Raw genomic sequence first — 19,311 nt, 5'->3', positions numbered from 1 at the left:
CCGGCTATTCTGAACGACGAACAAATGTCCAGTTTGGATGTTGCGCCGCAGCGTGAAAATCCCCGCAGATGAGCGATAACTATGCTGCGCGCGCTCGCAGCGAGAAATTGACACTTCCGCTAAGGGCTCCTTGCGGCCATTCTCCGCAGGATGCTTGAACGTCGGCTTGGCCTTGCGGACGATCTGCGCGACCGCAAAAACCTCTTTCGGCCACTTCCTCATCGGGCGTTCAAAAACCTATCCCGCTTTCTCCCTGAGCACTCTGACGGCCACTGGTCGCCTCTGATCCCCGGCTTTCCGAAACTGCACAATCACATCGATCATCGAGCGGCAGTATTCGAGAATCTCGGAATAGGTCAGGCCGGTATCCGCCTGCAGGACCATCAGAGCCAGGCGCGACAGGGCGGATTCCGGTGATGCTGCGTGCAAGGTGGAAATCCCGCCCGGATGACCCGAGTTGATGGCCGACAGAAAATCATAGGCTTCCGCTCCGCGCAGCTCCCCCATGATGATCCGCTCCGGTCGGAATCGCAGACAGGCTTTCAAGAGATCGCTGCTCGATGCGTTCTTGTTGACCACCAGAGAAACCGCATTGGGCTGGCTGGGCCGAATTTCCAGCACGTCTTCAATGGTCACGATCCGCTCGGAATGGTCGACTTCACCAAGACAGGCGCGCAACCAGGTCGTTTTGCCGGAGGATGTCCCGCCCGACAACAGGATGTTCCATTTGGCCTTGACCGCCGCGCACAGAAAATCACCAAAACCTTTGTTCTCGTAGGCATCGAACACAGCCTCATCGGCGGGATCAACGCCAGCCTTCAGATCATCCATGTTGGCGCCCAGATCCGGCAATCCCTGCATCAGATCATCGAGCGAAAGTTGTTTTGCCACGGCCCGGCGCAAGGCAAACGCAACGCCAGCCTCAACAGCAGGTTTGACCGCGACCTGCGCCCGCCACAATGACCCGTCGATTTCAAACTGCGATCCGGCCAGCGGCGTTTTGCTGGAAATGGGATTTTCACCGGCCAGGTCATGTGCGAGCGCCTCTGCATCATCCTCACCCATCGGCTCGTCCTGCAGACGCATGGCGGGCTCGCCGCTGCGCTCAATCCAGACCCGACCGTCCGGGTTCAGAACGATTTCAGACAGGAGAGGATCGGAGAGCAATTGCTCTCCGAACACCCGATTCAACGTACTTTCGAGATGACGGCTCATCGGCTCACGCTCCGGTCGCCCTTGGCGCGTTCTTCCCGTTCCCGACGCCGTTGCTCTTGCACCACCGGATCACGGTCAATCTGCCGATCGACGTTTTTCACATCCCAGGCCGTGCGGGTGACATTGACGCGCTCCGGTTCGTCGGTCTCGTGGTTCCGGCGTGACCGGGTGACTTCTTCTTTGCCCGCTTTGACGAACGTGGCTTTGTCACCAACCGAGATGTTGTTCCGTGCCATCTGGTCTTGCAGAGCGGTGCCCCAGATCCGTTCCGGTTCGTCTTTGCCCTCGACCTTCATATCCACATAGAACGACTTGGTGTTTGGATCATCGGGGCGCACCAGAGCCTCTTTGGCATCGACGATGACACCCGTGACGCCGGTTTCAACGGTGACCTCCTGCCGAACGGTGCGGTCCTGCTGGCCTTTTCCTTCGGGCCGGTCTTGGGGCGCATCCCTTTTGATACGCGCAGCCTCTTGTAGTGGCTCAAGTCCGCGTTGTTCCTCACGCGGTGCGCGCTCGATGTCAGTTGCTTTCCAGGCGCGGCGGTTTGCCTCGATGGTCTTCTCTTCGCCGGTCTTTGGATCGCTCTTGGTCACTGTCACTCTCTTGTAACCGTCATGGGCAAGTGTGGCGGTGTCACCGATGTTGAGATTTTCACGCTGCATCATGTCAGGTAGATCGACGCCCCAGACGCGGAAGGGTTTGTCCCGGCCGTCCACTTTCAGATCGACATAAGGCGACAGGCTGTCTTTGTCGTCTTCTTTGAAGAGCGCGTCACCAGTACCGATGATTTGCCCCCGCACACCTGCGTCCAGATCGGGACGTTGCGGGGCAGAGCTAACAGCTTTTGCATCTGGTGCCTGCCCTTGCCGTTTTGAGCCCGGGCGTGCGCCACCCTCATCACGATCCGATGCGCGGCCTGTCACACGCTCCTGCACCCGATCCTCAATCTCAAGCAAACGTCCACCGATCGCGGCTCGATCAAAACCCTGCCCCTTCATGGTCTGGATTTCGGTCTGAACGCCGGTCTTGATCTTTTCTTGCAGGAAGTCGTCTCCCCTGCCTTCTGCAAAGGCGCGGTTGATGTCACGGATCTCGCCACGGGCATCGCGGTAGGTCTCAGAAGCATCTTTATACGCGGCCTTCATGTCGATCCGCGCCTGGTTCTCGCTGAGCGAATGCGCGTTGGCCAATGTCCGCACATCCCTTTCGAACCAATTCTCGCGCGTTTGCCGGTCTACATCGGCGCCATTGCGGATACGCGACAAGACCAGATCGCCATTGATGCCCATCGCTTCGAACCGCTCGGCCACTTGCCTGTCGGCATCCTTCAGCACAGCCTTGGTGGCAGCAGCGCGCGGGTCGTTTGCATCGGCACGCTCCCGACCATCTGAGCCAGCACGCTCCTGTCCGATGGGCTTGGTGCGCGTTGGATCTGCTGCATCCCGTTCAGCTTCCCGGCGCTGGCGTGTCGGATCAACATCATCGCGGCCGACCTCAACCTCATCATCCCGTTCCAGCCGCTTGCCAAAGAACGTCTTGGTCTCTTCATCCATAAGCGGCTCGTAGTCCCGCAGGACCCGTGAAATCGCGGCCTCTGTCTGACTGCGCTTGTCCTCGTCCTGCATGGCTTCGGCCTTGGCGTCCATGCCTGTGATAAACTCACGGACATCGGTTCCAATGGCCTTCATCTCCCTATCAATGGCGGGGGCCTGTGCCGGGTCCATCTGGTTGGCGACTTGTTGATTCATGTCGATTTCCTCTGATCTGAGAACCCCGTCCGTCACCAGGATTGATGCTGCGCCGAGTACAGCTTTGCTAAAGGCCCCCAGGGTCTCGGCACGCCCTGGGTATTGGGTTGTGAAAATGCCCTGCTCAAAACCGGCGTGATGCGACCGGAGTGTTTCGCCAAGGGCGGCATAGTCTGCATTGCGTTGATCGCTCATGACCTGCAGCTGGTCCGGCGCGGCGACTTGCTGTCGGCCGATGCCAAAAAACGGAAAACCTCTGCGCTGCTCTGGGGCCGGCCGCTCGCGCAGATCCCGGCCGTCGCGCCTTGCATGAACCCGCGCGCTGCTTTCGCGTTCCGGGCGCAGGTTGCGGCTGAACCGGCTGGTCGCGGTCAGAACAATGCCGACGTCCCGAGCGGTCTCAACCTGCAGCTCTCGCAGATCTTGCGTTGTGATCCCGTAGCGGCTGATCTGAAGGGTCTTGCCAGACGCCCCTGCCCGGCTGATCACCAGGTGTGTATGCGGATGGCCGGTATCGTCGTGATGGGCCATCACATATTTGTAGCGGTCGCCGTATTCGCCATTCGTCAGACGCGCGCCGAAACTGCGCGCGGCCTGCTTCGCCGCCTCCCGGTCTGTGTCCTTGGGGTAGGACAGGATGACGTGATAGCTGTAGTTCGTGACCCGCGCGTCCATTCGGGCCCAATCCTTCGCCCATTCGTCCTGGACGTCGCGCAGACCCTCCATCCCATGCGTCAACTCGCCGGTATCGCCTCGTTCCATTTCGACGGTGCCCTTGCGCGTGATGTAAGACAGCTGGCCGCCCAGACGGCCGGATGCCGTGACACCGCCACCTCGGACAATCTTGACCACCGCCTGATTGGTCAGAAGCGCATTGGCAATCATGCCAGCCGCGCCACCTGACGAGCTCTGCCGTTGCGGTGACCGACGCCGCGACCGCGCGGGGTTTTGACCAGGGCGCGGCTTTAGGTTCGGGATAAGCTGAAACTCTCCAAAGAGCGCCTCCCAGGCCGGGTCATATGCCGTGGTCAGGCTGGTCATGATCTAACCTTCGCCTTTGGTGATACACGCGCCGCGCGCTGTTTTTCCGCAAGCCGCTCGATCTCTAATGCACGGGTAAAAGACCGCTGATGGGCGGCGTCGGAATAGTCCTCGATCAGACGGCGTAATTCCCGAACCTCTACTTTCATGTCCTCGATCTGTTCTTCGGTGCGTTTGTTGAGCCGGAACTTCCCGGCATTTGCGGCACGGGTCATCTGGTTGAGGTTGTTCGCCATGCCGACCAACTGAGCCAGGTGCTCTTTGAATTGCTGTGTTCGGAACTCTTCTTTCGACGGAATACCAAAGGCAATGCGGATACAGACACGCACCAATCCAGTCACACTGCGCAACTGCATGGCCTTGCTGCGTTGTTTGAGGAACGTCAATTCGTCCTCATCAAAGCGCATGGTTGTCGTGACTGATTTAGGTACGCCAGGTGGCATCGGGGCTTTCTCCACGATCAGAAATCGTGCGTGGCCCCGTCAGACCGCGCGTATGCTGTTTCAAGTGTAAGTTGAATTGATAGCCGACTGCAAGTCTATCAGATTGTCGATAGCACAATCTGTATTATCCCGCAAAGTAAGCGTAGGATGTAGACGGTCCGTAGCGGGAGCCACGACGGCTTGACGCCTACCACTAACCAAAATCCGTTTGGCGTCCGATCCGTGGCAAATGCCATTACGCTGTCGCCGTCTGGCTGGCGGGCTTTGCCAGATGGCACATGTCACCAGACCATTGGCAAGTTCCATATGCCTGATAATCGCCAACCATCTGGCATGTAGCAAACGTCTGTTGGCAATACCCTTTTGGCATTCCTGGTTATAGACGGTTGAGTATTGCTTAGAAAAGCAATAGCGTCTGTGTCAGCGCGGGTGACGGGTCGCGCGATAACTTGCAATCGCGAGCCCGGTTGTAGCACGCCGCTGCGCGGCGTGGCTTTCGGGCGCAGACCCGGAGACCAAATTGAAAATCTATGCCGCTGTAAACTCCAAAGGCGGAGCTGGGAAATCTTCCATGCTCGTCGCCTTCGCTTCTGCTTTGCACCATCAGGGCAAACATGTCCGTATCCTCGATCTGGATTCCCAAGGCACACTATCGGAATGGTTGATTCCGAACAACGGGTTGGACCCGATCCCCGCAGATGAACTTCTGATCGAGGCCGGGCAGTTTGCCAAGGAAGATGCGGAGAATGCCAAACTCGCTTATGCCCACATTCTTGAGGCAGAAAAGGCGGGAGGCTTTGACTACCTGCTGATCGACACCAAAGGCGAACCTAGCATGACGGCTGCAATGGCGATGGCCGTGGCCGATATGGTGCTGTGCCCGTCTGATGGATCATCGGCAGAATACAAGCCAATCCTGGTCACATACAGATCGTGTGAGGCGGCGATGCAGCAAATCGGCAGCACCGCAGACCCGAAAGAGAAGTTTCGGATTATGTTCACCCGACAGTCTGTTGCGCAGTCAGCCGGTATCCAGAAGGGCAAACAGGCTTTGGAAAAGCAGTTTACCTGCATCAGTGGCATTGCCGATTCCGCCGCGATGGACGACGCGCTTAGGGCGGGGACAACGATCGGGAGGCTGATGGGCTTCGCTGAAGAAGCCATGGAACAGGCGGATACGCAGTCAGCTAGGTCGAACGCCCGCCGCATGGCGGATCGCTGCCAAAAGGCGCTGAGCAATGCTGACTATGTCCTAAATGCTCTGAAGGAAAGCGAGGTGCAGCATGTCCCGGCCTAAGAGCATCGATAGCCTGCTGAACGGACCTGCATCCGACATCGCGCCGACCGTGACGGATCTTAGCAAGCGGGAACAGGGTGAAACTGCAACTGGCCCAAAGCCGGAACCTGAGTCTGCCAAAGGGGTGAAGACAGAACCGGTGGCAGACGCGACACCGACCGCAAAACCAAAACGGTTAAATCCGGCCCCTGCGAAACCAAAGCAGAAAGAACCTGCCCAGCCCGAAAACCTAAGTGCCGCAGGGCAACCGATCAGGGTTCAGATTTCCACATCAGACGGCAGTGAGATTGCGGCGGCCCTGGAAGAGGTCCGCGGCAACATACCTGCCGCCTTCCAGAAGAACTTTAACCTTGGAGCCTTTTTCAAAGAGGTCCTGCAGGGCAACGATGCCGCCATTGCGGCTATGATCCGGAACAACCTGAACGGGGATGCACAATGAGCAAGCGCAAAAAAGCAACAAATGAAACCAAGAGCGTCGTGCGGACTCCGATCCGGTTTCAGGTATCAGCCCTTGAAGGCGGTGAGGTAGAAAAGGAATTTCTGGACCTGCTGGAAGATGTGCCGCCGCCGCTGCGTGCGAGTGTGAATATCGGAAGTCTGTTCCGGCAAGTGATGCTGGAAAACGACAAAGAAATTGCCAAGATGATCAGAACAACGATGCAAGAAAAAGAGGTACATTGATCGCGTTTTGTTCCGTCGCGACAAACCTCCAATGTCACGCTGGCGGCCAGGGCAGCGCTGGCCGAGGACTACCCACAGGCTGACGCTGAGATATTCGGTGTCTCTGCTTACAGCCTGCTTCGGTCAGGTCAATTTCGCCCAAGGTTGAAATTGACCCGACTGGATAGCCCTCAGCCCCACCAGCGGAGAGGACATTCTAAACTCTTGGGTCAATGCTTGTTGTGAGAAATGAGCAAGCCAGGAAAAAGGGGGCGCTCATGCGCCACCCCCTTTCAATTCGGCCATTTTCTCGGTCAGCGTCCAAAGCGCGCGATTGAGCGCTTTGTTCTGGTCGATCCCGGCAACGGCACGGGTCCTCTGACGGCGGGTCCGACCATCGGCTGTGCGGACACGCCCATAAATCCCGCCTCGGATGACATTTTCCTGAACCACGTTGAACGCGGTCCACAGATCAGCCGAGCGGTCTGCGTTGCGGCGCGTGCTGAGCAACCGTGACGCATCAATCGGCGCGGGTTTTCCATCTTCTTTGGCCGCTTCAGGAAAACGCAACTGGTGTGCGGCTTCGGCCAAAATCTTCCGTTCCGCGTCGTTCACGGTGATGGCCTTGAAGTCTTGCACCTGCTCCGTGATGTCTTCGGCATCGTCCAAAACGGTAAACGCGCCTTCAATGACTTCGGACACCGCGTTTCCCGAGTGCCGCACCTTCACCTCGTTAAAGGTATCGCCCACCATCAAGCCATTGGCGCAGACAAACCGGAAATAGCCGGGGATCATCTGATAGCTGCTGGTCCCGTCATTGGCGTTGACCAGTACAATTTCGAAGGACTCGCCGTCGCTGTTGGTGATCGAGCGGTGACGAAGCCGCAGCATGTGCTTGGTAAACGCGGCCTTGCCCGGAACACGGGTGTTCGCCTGCTGGGCAAAGAACGGGTCAAACCCTTCTTTCCGCAGCCCGTCCAGAACGTTTACGGTCGGGACCGGTACAAAGCGGTCAGAGCGGCTCTCGTGACCTTCGGTTGCAAAAATAGACGGGACAGCTTGGCGCAGCTGGTCGTTGGTCAGCGCCTCCCCTGTCACCAGTCCGCCGCATGACATGCCCCGCATGTAACGATTGTAAGTCATCAGGAATATTCCTCTGTGGTGATGCGGTGGCCGATCTGCGCCCGACCTGTCCGCTTGCTGCTTGTTGTGAACACAGCAGGCCAAGGGTGAGGGCTTCACCCGAACGCCTGCTGGACTGACATCAGCCACCCTCGCCCCTCCGCGTTTTTCCCGGCGAAGGAGGGGGGCCGATGGAAAAGATCCGGATCTGATTGGAGGACTGGGGGTCAGGCTGAAAAACGGAAGGTTTGCGCGCTCTGCGCGTGAAAGCCGTTTTTCTGCTTGAGGCGCATGGGAATGAGAAATGTGAGCCGCGCCAGGGCGCGGGTCTCCCGTTGCGCCTTCCCCCTGGACCGGATCAGATACGAGAGCTTTTCGGCCCCGCGACGCCCGGGAAAACAAGCATCGCAGTCCGCTTGTCGGTCTGCGTTTTGCTCGATGTCTATCGAGCGTGGCCCTAGCAAAAGGCGAAGCGAACGGGCGTCACCCGAAGGGCCGAAACGGACGTGATCAGGCGACTTGCGGCTGCGGTGAAAGCTGGCTCGGATGAGACAGGTTTCACAGCCCTCGGGCCGCAGGGAGAATGGGCATGTCTGGTTCGGGGCGTAAGCCGGTAGGTCCGGCTGGAGCCAAGCACGCGGTCACGCGCTGAAGGCGCGTGATTTGCCCTGATCACTATGCTGACTCCCGGCCACTCAGTTACTTGGAAAAAACCTGCCCAAGACTGCCCGACGCGATCAGGCTATCAAGCGTTACAATTGATGCGTCGCCTATCATATTCCGGCACTTCTCTCCGGTGATAGCATCAAGATCACCTCCAGATGATCTTGATGCCGACCAGAAGCCGGAGCACAGAAAAGGGCGGCTTGCGCCGCCCTGCCCTTTGGTTATTCGGTTACACCGTCCTCGTCATTCCGTTTTGGGAAGGCCACCATTTCAACACTGGGGAACATACTGTGTTTGACGGTGATCGACTTGATTTCGCCAGAAACGTCGTCGGTGTTTACGAAGAGAACCCCGCAGCGGTCCCAGTAGTTTGTGCCATCTTTTTCACCGGCTTTGACGTTCAGTTTCAGAGTTTGAGTTGCCATTTTCAGATCCTCGCTTTTGAGTGTTTCGATGAACATGGCTTTTGCGAGCACTGAGGGGATGTCAGCGGCTATTTTGTTTCGCGATGCAAAGCCGGGCTTGCCCGGCTGCGGAAAATAGCCGTTGAAGCTGTTGATCTGTTGCCAGATCAGCAGCGCCAAACCCGACTGCTTGCATATGTTCATCTTGAAGAAACACGGGGAGCGAGGATCTTCATTGGCAACGGAGTGAAGACTGTCAGACCAGTGAAACGGCACGAACTACAGGGGCGGCTGCGAGCGAAAGGCTTGAACACCGATCCACATCTGATGGCGGCGAAACCAAGTCGATCCATCACATGCGCGTTGCTCAGTTCCGCGAGCTGGTGGCCTTCCTGAAATGGATTGACTTGCAGGAGATTGCGACAGTGCGGGGTGGCGCAAGTCGCCCTTTCCTGCCAGCGGAGGCGGAGGGCTGCAGGTGTTCTAGCGCCACGGTTCGGGGTTGCATCGGACGCAATAGCGGCCGTCACAGCCAAGCGACACCAGAGGAACATCGACGCTAGCACAATGACAAAAGAATGGCCCGACGATGCGGGCCACAAGTCTAACCGAAGGAAAGTCTCGAGGTATTGAAGTCAGATTAGCGCTTGCGTGCCCGATCGACAACGCCGTCATGCGTGATGGCCGCAATGCGATCGTCGGTACGGCGGGACATTTCGATCCCATCACCGGTCATCGTTGACTCTGCGTGCGGGGTCCATTTGAAAATACTGCCATCTGCTTCAACATGGGTTTCATCGTCGGCGGACCGGCGTTTGACCGAACCGTCATGCCGGATTTCAATGATCGTGTTATCGGCCATGCGGACGGTCACAGAATGATCGCCCATCGCAACACCCTGCCACCATTTATCGGCATCACGGCGCACAACGATCCGGCTGGGATGCAGTTTGATTTGCACATCCTGGGTGTCTTCAGCATCAGCTGCTTTGACGACAACGATGGCCTCCTGCTCAGCGATATCATCATGCAAGGACGCGCTGCCGTTCTTTGGAGGCCAAAGCTTCGGCTCCTCGCGTTTTCGCTTTTTCTGGTCCTTGTGGAACGCGATATACATCTGCGCAGATTTCCACACGCGGCGGATTGCGCTCTCTGCGGCGGTTGGCGTGGTGACTTTGGTCATGATTGCCAGTCCTCATAGATCAGATTTTCAACCCTGCGAAACTCTTTGACGTTATTGGTGATGAGCGTCAGGGAGCGCGAAACCGCCTGCCCCGCGATCAGAAGGTCATATGCCCCAATGGGCGTGCCTTTCTTGTACAGATCAGCGCGGATCAGACCAGCGGCTTTCGCATCGGTGGCTGACAGGTCAAGCACCTCGAAACGGAGCGCTTCCACACGCGCCACATTCTCAGCAACCTTCGCGCTTTTGTATGCGCCCCAATAGAGTTCATACATAACGACAGAGGGAACGCCGAAATCACTAGGCACATGCTCAGACAAGCGGTCAATCAGGTCGCGATTGCCAGCGATGATGCCAATGACGGCGTTGGTGTCGAGCAGGTATTTCACTTGAACACATCCAGTTCCGGGCGGTCTTGCGACGGAACATCTTCCTCGGCAGCCCGCGCCGCATCCTCATCAAGCGGACCCAGCTTGTGCAACTCGTCCAACCACTCCCAATCGTTTTCGATGGGTTCAAGAATGACCTTTGAGCCTTCGGCCCTGATCCGCACTTCATCGGTCTTGAACCGGAATTCTTTCGGCAACCGAACCGCCTGAGACCGGCCGGTCATGAACACTTTTGCAACCGCTGCATCTGGCATTGCTGCCTCCATATGGTATCTATCATTAATATATATCATTCACGTATTGCTTTCAAGCTGGCACTGAATGAAGCTTAGGCATCATGGGCGGGATTCCGCGTCTACTTTCAACCTGTTATCGCTCGGTAGAATATGTCCGGTGTGGCAGGGCGCTTGCGCGCCCCACCTGCGGTGCTCAGACCATGCCTTCGGGCAGCCATGTGGCGATCCGCTTCTCGACCGCCTTGCTCAACTTCATCGCCTCGCGGGTCTCCGGGTCGTTGAACAGCGCATCCAGCTTCTTGCGCTTCTCGCCAACCTTGAGACTTTCGAAAGTGTTGACCTGATAGTTGCCCTCTTTGAGACCAAGAACGGTTTTCCAGATGTCATTGAGGTATGGCCCAGCGATACGGCTAAAGAAGTTCTCAAAGGTCGGTGTCCAGACCGCGCGAATGTCGGTCTTGACCTCTTTGTCGATCAGGGCTTTCAGCTTTTTGTCGCCGCCGCTCAGCAAACCCGCCAGATGCCGGATCAACTCAGCCTGAACGTGGTCGTCTCCTTTCTTGCGAAACTTGTGGAACGCCTTCGCCAGATCGCGGTCAAAGGCATCACCGTCCCATTCGGTTGATGTCGTCAGGCGTTCATCCAGCGCGTATCCGCTGTCCTCGGTGGTCGGCCAATTTGGCACATCACTTGCATTCAGGCCGATGGGATTGCTGTATTTCGCCCCACCTGAAACCTGAAAGGCCAGCAGGGCAAGGAGCAGGTCGGGATCGTTGACCGCCGCATGTTGGCGCGCACCTGTCACCACGCGGGCCAGATCATCAATCAGCGCCTGAGACATGCGCGGCTTACTGGACGTCTCAGTGACATCGGGCGTCTTGTGCTTCGATGCGGCCAACACACCGGCGGCAATCGCCGCCTCTTTGCCCTCTGGCTTCACCAGCCCTTCGATCACGCTCAACTCACCGGAGTTGGTGACATGCAGGATGATCCCGGCGCAGTCCTTCTGAACGTCTGTATATGCTCCGTCCAGAATGGTTTGCAGCGCCTGCAATTCGGCTTCGCCTGCCTCGTCCAGCACTTCGGCCTCTGCAAGCTCGGCCAGTTCGTCATAACGCTCTGCCTGTCCCTCGGTCAGTTGGCCTTGCTCGGCATAGATGCGGGCGCATTTCATCTGGTCGATATCATAGCCTCCAAAATGGCTATCCTTGACAACCTCAGCCCATTTCCAACCTTGTTCCTGCCGGATCGTGCGCGCGGCCACGGCCAGCTTGTCGGCAAAGCACTGGTCAAGGATTGCCTCATCGTCCAGCAAGGTCTTATCGGCAAAGAGGTCGCCAGACACACGTCCACCGGCCTCCTTGTAGGCGTCCAGGCCAACATATATTGCCCGTCGATCCGATGCGCTGACCGCATCCGGTTTCAGCATGTTCTTAATCTGGTATTCCGACAGGTGACCTTTCCGGGCCTGTTCCAGCACTTGCAAAATCAGGTCGGTATCATCGCAGATCGTAAACGCAGCAGCTTCGCCAAGGTTGATTTCCGTGGAAGCAAGTGCGTCGATCACCTGTTCCGGCAGGCCCGCCAGTTTCAAGCGTTTGTAAACATGCCCCTCGGTCACGGCAAAGGCGCGCGCGATGCCAGCGGCGGGCGCACCGGCCTTGTCCATCTTGCCATAGGCGCGGATTTCTTCGGCAGGTGACAGGTTCTTACGGGTGATGTTCTCTGCAGTCGCCCATGTCTGCGCCGTTTCAACATCTGGTGCGATCATCACCAGCGGGTTCGCCAGTTCGGGGCGGGTGCTGGCAAGGTCGTCGTGCTGTTCAGCCAGATATTGCAGTGCGCGCAGGCGACGCCCACCAGCGACGATTTCAGCGCCGCCCTTGTCGTCGGCCAGACCGGCGATACTCTGGATCAGGCCAACGGTCCAGATGGACTCTGCCAGTTCAGCAATCTCGGCCTCCGGTACGGTCTGACGCGGGTTGATCGGGGAAAGTGTCAGCGATGCCAGCGGAAAGCGGGCCTCGGTTACAGTGATCTTGGTTTGCTTGGTCATAGGGGTAACCCTTTTCTCATTGTGAAGTTTCGTGGTAAGGGTGCCCTACCCCTCTCGGGGTAGAGCGAGGCCGCTTAGGCGGCTCCGTGATGTTTCAAGAAGGCGCGGGCGATCTTGCCGGAGAGGCCGCCCTTCTTGAGGTTCTTCCAAGCCAACTTGCGTTGACGCTCAATGGTGTATGGGTTCATGTACTCACCTCCTTTCCTGCGCAGGTTGCGCATCCAGCCCCGACCCCATGGCCGGGACCGAACTCAATAATCGCTGAGGAAAAGGATGGTCAGGACGCGGCGCGTCTTGCTCAAATCGGCGGGGGCCGGTGTCCCATACTGATAGGTCTCGTCGTACAGATCGATTTTGAAACAGACCTTGTGACCCATGATGTCCATGAACCCCATCTCGTGGGTGCCGTAGGGGTCGTTGTCCTCGTTGAAACCGTCATAGGTGACGATCTGGTTCAGGCATTCTGCAACAAAGCCGGGACCCATGTTGTCGATAGCGGTGGTCTGAACGATGATCCCCTCCCCGCCCTCGGGCAGACGCTTGCGGAAAGCGTCATTTTGCTGAGCGATGATTGCATAATCGACCTGACCTGTTTCCTCGGTCTGTTGTGCGATTGCAGCCATGGTAGACCTCTCTTTCGTGGTGATGCGGTGGCCGATCTGGCCGGTTGGTCGGGGAAACGCTCCACTGGAGCCTTTCCTGTTCCTCCCAACTCCGCGAGCTGTTTGTTGTGAACACAGCAGGCCAAGGAAACGGCCTGCTGGACTGACATCAGCCACCCTCACCCACCCGCGTTTTTCCCGGCGAAGGAGGGGGCCGATGGAAAAGATCCGGATCTGATCCAGGGTGAGGGGGTCAGGCTGAAATCGGGCAAATTTGGGAGGGACCCGCGCGTTTACGCGTGGGAGGAACCGGGATTTTCACGAGTTCTGCTTGAGGCGCACAAAAAAGAGAAATGTGAGCCGCGCCCTGGCGCGGGTCTCTCTTTGCGCCTTCCCCCTGGACCGGATCAGATACGAGAGATTTTCGGCCCCGCGACGCTCGGGAAAACAAGCGCAGCAGACCGCCCCGCGGTCTGCTCAGCCAATCATGAGAATGTCAGGGCCGGGGTGAGCGCGAGGCGCGTCGATCCCCAGCCCTGTCGATTGATCAATGTGAACCGCGCGCCCCGCGCGGGTCCCAATTCACCGTTTGCGTGGTCTTATCAGAAAACAAAAGCACGCGTGTTACCTTCTATCGGCAGAAACACCATATTTAGTATACTGATGCCAATAGCCCACAATATGATTGCTTTTGAACCCCTTTTGTTCTAGTCCTTAGCTACGCTGCCAAAGGGAAGACCACATGTCCGGATCTGCCAGTTCAGAAACACAGACAGCACTGCCTGCAACAGCCAAGCAACTTACCTATGCACGCAAGTTGGCGGAGCAACAAAACGTCGTTTTGCCTTGGGAAATCCAGCAAGATCGGCGCGCGATGAGCCAGTGGATTGACACGCAGAGGTCAGCACCTCGCGTTCGCGATACCCGGCCAAGCTCGAAGCAGGTGGCTTTCGCGGAGCGTATCGCCCGGATCAAGCGCAGCCCGGTTCCGGACGAGTGCTTTCGCGATCGCACTCTGATGTCCCGCTGGATCGATAGCAACAAGCCCTGAGCGCACCCAATGGAGCGGTAGATTCATTACAGCATCGAAACAATTGTTACGTTGAGAAAGCTCGACCAGTACGGTATCTGACTAACGCGGCGTACCTGGGGGGTTTATTGATTTACTTGAGGGGGTACGAGTTTGGTGCGTCGCGCACCCTCCCATCAGATACTGGCCAAGCTACGCGTATTGCTGATATGAAATCGTCTGCGTTCAAAAGATTGGAGCAGCGCAGTCATGAATATCGACGAGCCAATACTGATAATGTCGGACAAGTGTAAGTCTGTACTTGTCGACGGGTTTCGCTTTGAAATTGAAATCTATCGGTTGGATAATCAGAGCAGCTGGACACTGGAAGTGATCGACGCAGGGGACGCCAGCTATGTTTGGGACGATAAGTTCAGTTCCGACCAAGACGCATTGGATACCGCTGTCGATATCCTGAACAATGAGGGCGCGCTGGGGTTCATGGGAAAAGACCAGAAACCTTAGGGTACCGTCAGAGTTCTTTGCTTGTACCCTGCATTATGGGCAAATTAAGTAAGAAGCGCCATGGATGCGTGGAACACCCTTTGCACTGACGGGCGCAAGCACGCTGCCTATTTAATCTACGCATGCACATTGTGCAGATCTTACCCAACTATTGCAAAATCGAACATACTGGGTGCCTCAGCAAGTGGGTGTTAGGGCAGCCTTATCAACTCCAACCAAACGCTTGCCATTACTGAGCCAGAACAAGACAGTTGTTACGAATTGTGATATCAATATTTGACAATCTCAATGGTGCGCTGCTTGAAAGCTGATCTAAGCCAAAATGCTCTTGAAGCAACCGACTTTCTTAAAGCCATGGCGCATGACGGCCGTCTGAAGATATTGTGCCTGCTTCTTCATGGTGAGAAATCAGTCGGAGAGATTGAAGAGACTTTCAGCATGCGGCAGGCCGCTGCCTCGCAGCAGTTGTCTCGGCTTCCTCTCTCTGGGCTGATCGGCGCTCGGCGCGACGGGAAGAACATCTACTACAGGATAGTCGACCAACGAGTATTGGCGATTGTTGCTGTGCTCTACGAGTTATTCTGTGACGAAAAGGGCGAAGAATAGGCAGCCTATCGAATGGCAATGTGCCTTTTGAAACAAGGGGTGAGAAGTAGATGCCGGGGCAATAGAGAAATTCGTCTAGTACTTTTCTGTCTGTTACCTGGCGGTCGGAAAGTTGACATTCACCAGGTGATGAGGCCTCAATACTCGGGCGCGAGACCTTTGAGCGATTTCAACTGACTAGATCAAATACAATATGCTACCGCCAACGGCCACAAAAACGATTGACCATGTCCGTCAACGGTCAAGCGGTCCGCTGGCCCCTGCCCTGCGCCGCCAGAGTCTAGCGACCAATCCCTTTTTCTCGGCTACGTCTTGCCGAAATGTGACAAGGGTTATGCCGTTGCTGTGCGTCCAGATGGTTGGCCTCATGACAACTTGGGCACAATGTAATCACAGTCTCGGTAGACACGCCGGTTTCATAGTCAAAACAATATTCTTGACCGCAGATTTCCAGCACCTCTCCGCGCTGAAATAGTTCCGAACTTGTTACTTCGCAATGATCACAAAACCCATCCGAGAGAGCTGATTTGAGTTCAGACCGTTCCACTGTCTTCTGAAAATTGCATCTTCTGTCACTCATAACCGTTCCAAAGTTTCACAAAAGGGTGAAGAAGAATAGTTTGTGAAATAAGAATTCAAGGTATTGTGACATGCCTGAAAACTGGCAGCGGGTAGAAGGTCTCCCAACGTCTTGAAGCGTCCGCTCGAGTTGGCAGGGAAGTCTTCAGCTATCATCCAGGTCAGACATCACAACTGTGGCGTCGCAAATCTTGGTGCTTGCTTGGTCCAACCAACAAACCAGTTCTTGGCCTTCGGGTCGATGAAGCGGTTCTGGCAAATCTCCTGTGGTGAGAACAAACAGCCGGGGCACTGGAGTATTCCGGGCCTCGGATCGCCAAGGGTGGCTTCGCTGTGGCGTCGAACCACTCAGTGCTTTTCCAGATTCCTTATGCCATTTGAAACACATCGCGTCGCGTGCCAAAGCAGCAAAATAGAAAGCCGGTTTTTCCTTACAGCGTGGAGCGTTCCATGTACGAGCGAGCTTGTTGCGTGTCATTCATCCGTCACGCGAAACTCACCTGAGGCAGCATCCGTTGGTGGTTCGCCGAATTCGTCCGTGTTCAGACCTCTGCGGATGAGTTCGCGAATGGCAGCAGCCCTGGATGGCAGGCGGTTTTCAAACCGCCAATCATCGATTGCCTTGAGCTCTTCAAGATCAAGCATCAATTGGAGCTTTTCAGTCCGCTTCGGAGGTCGGGATTGATCTGGCACGTTCTAAGCCTCAACTTACGTCACTTACTCCATTCATGTATGCCAGTGCTATTCCATGTCTACAACGACATTCGCAGGCAATGTTGGGTGCGGCGGTCAGTCATGCGATGGAAGAGCTATGTGGTAGGTGTGATACATGACTTAACCATATGTTTTTATTTGTATTTTTTGACCCACCACCTATCTTTACATCAAGAGCAAAGCAAAAGAGGTGAAACATGACACAGCAAGTCCTGAGACCCGAAGCGCAAGATGAATCCCACGACACAGGTATCGACAAGAATGCCTGGATCGCAAATGAGGTGACAGAAATCCTGTGTGACAGCATGCTGCTGATGGTAAAGACGCAAGGGTGCCACTGGAACGTTGTTGGCCCCCTTTTCCTGCCGATCCACGAGCTGACGGAGCGACAGTATCGCGACCTGTTTGAGGCAATCGATACTCTTGCGGAGCGTATACGAGCTCTAGGCCACGTGGCACCGATATCGTTCACCGACATGGTCAGCCAGGCCAAACTGACCGAAGAGGAGACCGTCAAGGACGCGCACGGGATGATCAAGCAACTGATCACAGATAACGAAACAGTGGCACGCAAACTACGTGAAACGGCAACGCTCGCATCGCGTCACGGTGACGGTGCAACCGAAGATCTGATGAACACAAGAATGGCAAAACACGAAGAGGCTGTTTGGATGCTCAAGGCCATTGTTGCGACCTGACCGCTCGTCGCCAAAAGCCAGGTTGATCGGAAAGAAAGAAAGGAAGCGATATGACGCGCGTTGGTTATGAGAAGAAAGCAAAATTGCAACTGGACGCCTGGAACGCCCAAATTGACGTGCTGAAGGCAAAGCTGCATGCAGCCGAGGCAGATGCAAAGAAAGATTACCAGGACCACCTTAATGCGCTTTACTCAGCAAAGAGTGAAGCGGAGGCTAAGCTGGAAGAGCTAAGGAAAACCAGCGATGAGGCCTGGGAAGATATGCGTGACGGCTACGAAAAAGCCTGGGACGAGATGCAATCTGCGCTGAAGAAAGCGGCCAGCCGTTTGTCGTAGTTGTCAGCATTTACCCAATGCGCTGCTGGTTTGCCGAGCGCCAAAGATGACCGTGCCAGCTTTCGCGAGCCCGCCAGGCGGGATACGGCAGTACGATGGCGCGGTTGGTTTCTTGCACGGTGTGACGTGCTCAATGAACTTGTTGGAGAATTGAAATGAACTGGGACCAAATCCAAGGTCAATGGAAACAACTAAAAGGCAGTGTTCAAGCCAAATGGGCTGAACTCACTGAGGACGATCTCGATAAGGTCAAAGGGGATCGGGACAAACTGGAAGGCATACTTCAGGAGAAGTACGGCAAATCGAAAGAAGAGGTGCGGCGCGAGGTCGATGAATTTTTCTCTTCGGATTGAAACGTTTGTTCCGGGCATTAGTTGTCGGCGCCTTCTGAACAATTTTGTCGTGCGGCACGCGTAAAGCGGGGTATGTCCGCCTCAAATTCCAGCGAAAGCACATGAAATCGGAGGTCACCATGCGGACATCTGGAGAAATTGTGAAGTATTTTCGCGGGTTTCTGACAATCCCCTCCCTCATAAGTCTTTCAGGGCTTGCGGTGGCGTGGGTTGTTTTTCTTCTTGAGCAGGCGCTCTTGCGCTGGGGATGGGTTGTACCATCTGTGATTGCCGTTCCTCAGAATACCGCAAGCAAGGTATTAGGGGTGATTGCCACCGCTTCAATGTCGGCGTTGGTCATGGTCTATTCCATTGTACTCTTGGTCTATACATTGGCGGCTGGATCCATAGGACCAAGGCTCCTGCAGCGTTTCAGTGAAGATCGTGTGAACCAGATTGCCGTTGGCTCACTTGGCGCCACGTTTCTGTACAGTATTCTGGTCCTGTGGTTAATCCGCGACGATGTTTCCATCAACATAGCCACCACTGTTGGCCTTCTCTACGCAATCATTTCAGTTCTGATGCTGCTGTTGTTTGTTCACACAGTATCCACACGGGTCACGATTGATCAGGAGGCCGCCAGGATATCAAAGGCTCTGGACCTCCAGATCGATGAAGCACTTAAAGACAGCGCGGACTTGCACGCATCCAACGTTGTCCTCTGGGAGGGAGCGTCACACCAAATCTTGTCGTCTGGCACGGGTTACCTGGACTTCATCAATGCTGCTGAATTGGTGAAAACAGCCCGGGACGCAAACGCTGTTATTGGTTTCGACGTCCAGCCCGGCGACTTTCTGGTGCCGAGCGATACTCTGGCGACCGTCCACGGTGATGCCGGCGAAGATATCTCCGATCTGGTGCTAGCGGCGGCTCCACTCGCAGCCGCACGGGATCCAAATGGTGATATTCGCTTTTCTGTACACCTGCTTGTCGAAATCGCACTTCGGGCTTTATCGCCGGGCGTCAACGACACCTTTACCGCAATTGTGTGTATTGACAGGCTGTCAGCTTCTTTGGCACGCGCCTGGTCGTCTGACCTGTGCACCGGTGTTTATAGAGATGACGCGGGTGCCGTTCGTCTGGTTTACCCGTCCATCACAGCAAAGTCTTTGTTTCGTGACTCGTTTCCACCCCTAAGACGCGCAGCCCGAGGCAATGGGCTGGTCACCGAGGCAATCATCAGGGCTCTGAAACGTTTGGCCAACGCTGCTCCCGGTGAAGATTTGGATGTCATCACCTTCGAGCTAACGGCCATTTCGGATGAAACAAAGAGCAGCGGCATGCTTGATCGCGAAATCGAGCAGGTATGTGAATACGTCGACGCTGCGCTTGCGACAATTGCAAAAAACGGCAGTAAAGAGGACGCTGAGTAGCCAAGTTCTCAGGGA

21 protein-coding genes are annotated in these 19,311 nt (G+C 56.0%); 10 read left to right on the top strand and 11 right to left on the bottom strand.

Going from position 1 to position 19,311, the window contains the following annotated elements; translation table 11 throughout:
* Positions 1-237: 237 nt before the first annotated feature.
* From J7416_RS20450 to J7416_RS20440, 3 genes are read right to left on the bottom strand one after another with little or no spacing between them, the layout of a single operon-like run.
* Positions 238-1,215, bottom strand: a complete 978-nt coding sequence (locus J7416_RS20450) for an ATPase, T2SS/T4P/T4SS family (RefSeq protein WP_171724971.1) — start codon at positions 1,213-1,215, stop codon at positions 238-240.
* Entirely contained in the window at positions 1,212-4,007 is a 2,796-nt protein-coding gene (locus J7416_RS20445; RefSeq protein ID WP_171724970.1) for a relaxase/mobilization nuclease domain-containing protein, read from the bottom strand. The genes J7416_RS20450 and J7416_RS20445 overlap by 4 nt, the downstream gene beginning before the upstream one ends.
* Positions 4,004-4,450, bottom strand: a complete 447-nt coding sequence (locus J7416_RS20440; RefSeq protein ID WP_171724969.1) for a MobC family plasmid mobilization relaxosome protein — start codon at positions 4,448-4,450, stop codon at positions 4,004-4,006. Before J7416_RS20440 ends, J7416_RS20445 begins: the two co-directional genes overlap by 4 nt.
* A gap of 520 nt (positions 4,451-4,970) precedes the next feature.
* Between J7416_RS20440 and J7416_RS20435 the strand changes: the two genes are divergently transcribed.
* From J7416_RS20435 to J7416_RS20425, 3 genes are read left to right on the top strand one after another with little or no spacing between them, the layout of a single operon-like run.
* Positions 4,971-5,747 (top strand): ParA family protein, encoded by a 777-nt coding sequence (locus tag J7416_RS20435; protein ID WP_256369031.1) that lies wholly within the window; start codon positions 4,971-4,973, stop codon positions 5,745-5,747.
* Positions 5,734-6,186 (top strand): hypothetical protein, encoded by a 453-nt coding sequence (locus J7416_RS20430; RefSeq protein WP_171724967.1) that lies wholly within the window; start codon positions 5,734-5,736, stop codon positions 6,184-6,186. The genes J7416_RS20435 and J7416_RS20430 overlap by 14 nt, the downstream gene beginning before the upstream one ends.
* Complete coding sequence (locus J7416_RS20425; protein WP_209227403.1) at positions 6,183-6,428, top strand: hypothetical protein; 246 nt, start codon at positions 6,183-6,185, stop codon at positions 6,426-6,428. Before J7416_RS20430 ends, J7416_RS20425 begins: the two co-directional genes overlap by 4 nt.
* 255 nt (positions 6,429-6,683) lie before the next feature.
* Here the strand turns inward: J7416_RS20425 and J7416_RS20420 are convergent, their stop codons facing one another.
* From J7416_RS20420 to J7416_RS20390, 7 genes are all read right to left on the bottom strand, one after another.
* The gene (locus J7416_RS20420) at positions 6,684-7,550 is read right to left on the bottom strand and encodes a DUF932 domain-containing protein (protein ID WP_171724965.1); all 867 of its coding nucleotides are present in this window, start codon (positions 7,548-7,550) and stop codon (positions 6,684-6,686) included.
* An 866-nt stretch (positions 7,551-8,416) separates the two neighbouring features.
* Positions 8,417-8,779, bottom strand: coding sequence for a hypothetical protein (locus J7416_RS20415; RefSeq protein ID WP_171724964.1), 363 nt, complete (start codon positions 8,777-8,779; stop codon positions 8,417-8,419).
* Positions 8,780-9,239: 460 nt separating this feature from the next.
* Complete coding sequence (locus J7416_RS20410) at positions 9,240-9,782, bottom strand: hypothetical protein (protein ID WP_171724963.1); 543 nt, start codon at positions 9,780-9,782, stop codon at positions 9,240-9,242.
* Positions 9,779-10,171: a type II toxin-antitoxin system VapC family toxin gene (locus J7416_RS20405; protein ID WP_171724962.1), complete on the bottom strand. Its 393-nt coding sequence runs from the start codon at positions 10,169-10,171 to the stop codon at positions 9,779-9,781. Before J7416_RS20405 ends, J7416_RS20410 begins: the two co-directional genes overlap by 4 nt.
* The gene (gene vapB, locus J7416_RS20400; RefSeq protein WP_247744402.1) at positions 10,168-10,425 is read right to left on the bottom strand and encodes a type II toxin-antitoxin system VapB family antitoxin; all 258 of its coding nucleotides are present in this window, start codon (positions 10,423-10,425) and stop codon (positions 10,168-10,170) included. Before vapB ends, J7416_RS20405 begins: the two co-directional genes overlap by 4 nt.
* 175 nt (positions 10,426-10,600) lie before the next feature.
* Positions 10,601-12,463, bottom strand: coding sequence for a ParB/RepB/Spo0J family partition protein (locus J7416_RS20395; protein WP_209227401.1), 1,863 nt, complete (start codon positions 12,461-12,463; stop codon positions 10,601-10,603).
* Positions 12,464-12,714: 251 nt separating this feature from the next.
* Positions 12,715-13,086, bottom strand: a complete 372-nt coding sequence (locus J7416_RS20390) for a DUF3768 domain-containing protein (protein ID WP_209227399.1) — start codon at positions 13,084-13,086, stop codon at positions 12,715-12,717.
* A 721-nt stretch (positions 13,087-13,807) separates the two neighbouring features.
* On the opposite strand from J7416_RS20390, the gene J7416_RS20385 reads away from it, so the two are divergent.
* The 3 genes from J7416_RS20385 (at position 13,808) to J7416_RS20375 (ending at position 15,205) form a co-directional block, all read left to right on the top strand.
* Entirely contained in the window at positions 13,808-14,116 is a 309-nt protein-coding gene (locus J7416_RS20385) for a hypothetical protein (protein WP_209227397.1), read from the top strand.
* Between the two features lie 228 nt (positions 14,117-14,344).
* Positions 14,345-14,599, top strand: coding sequence for a hypothetical protein (locus J7416_RS20380; protein WP_209227390.1), 255 nt, complete (start codon positions 14,345-14,347; stop codon positions 14,597-14,599).
* 300 nt (positions 14,600-14,899) lie between these two features.
* Entirely contained in the window at positions 14,900-15,205 is a 306-nt protein-coding gene (locus J7416_RS20375) for a metalloregulator ArsR/SmtB family transcription factor (RefSeq protein ID WP_348540297.1), read from the top strand.
* A gap of 1,053 nt (positions 15,206-16,258) precedes the next feature.
* Here J7416_RS20375 and J7416_RS20370 read toward each other — a convergent pair.
* Positions 16,259-16,429 carry a hypothetical protein gene (locus tag J7416_RS20370; RefSeq protein WP_209227386.1) on the bottom strand — a complete coding sequence of 57 codons (171 nt, stop codon included), beginning with the start codon at positions 16,427-16,429 and terminating at the stop codon, positions 16,259-16,261.
* 266 nt (positions 16,430-16,695) lie between these two features.
* Here J7416_RS20370 and J7416_RS20365 point away from each other — a divergent pair, with 266 nt between their 5' ends.
* From J7416_RS20365 to J7416_RS20350, 4 genes are all read left to right on the top strand, one after another.
* Positions 16,696-17,196, top strand: a complete 501-nt coding sequence (locus tag J7416_RS20365) for a DNA starvation/stationary phase protection protein (RefSeq protein WP_209227384.1) — start codon at positions 16,696-16,698, stop codon at positions 17,194-17,196.
* A 50-nt stretch (positions 17,197-17,246) separates the two neighbouring features.
* A complete protein-coding gene (locus J7416_RS20360; protein ID WP_209227382.1) occupies positions 17,247-17,531 on the top strand; it encodes a hypothetical protein in 285 nt (94 codons plus the stop codon).
* A gap of 155 nt (positions 17,532-17,686) precedes the next feature.
* Positions 17,687-17,884, top strand: a complete 198-nt coding sequence (locus tag J7416_RS20355; RefSeq protein ID WP_209227380.1) for a CsbD family protein — start codon at positions 17,687-17,689, stop codon at positions 17,882-17,884.
* 119 nt (positions 17,885-18,003) lie between these two features.
* The gene (locus tag J7416_RS20350) at positions 18,004-19,296 is read left to right on the top strand and encodes a DUF2254 domain-containing protein (protein ID WP_209227378.1); all 1,293 of its coding nucleotides are present in this window, start codon (positions 18,004-18,006) and stop codon (positions 19,294-19,296) included.
* Positions 19,297-19,311: the final 15 nt, after the last annotated feature.

Source organism: Ruegeria sp. R14_0 (assembly GCF_017743975.1).
Taxonomy (GTDB): domain Bacteria; phylum Pseudomonadota; class Alphaproteobacteria; order Rhodobacterales; family Rhodobacteraceae; genus Ruegeria.
The sequence above is the reverse complement of the archived record's forward strand: the minus strand, read 5'-3'. Positions and strand labels throughout refer to the sequence as shown.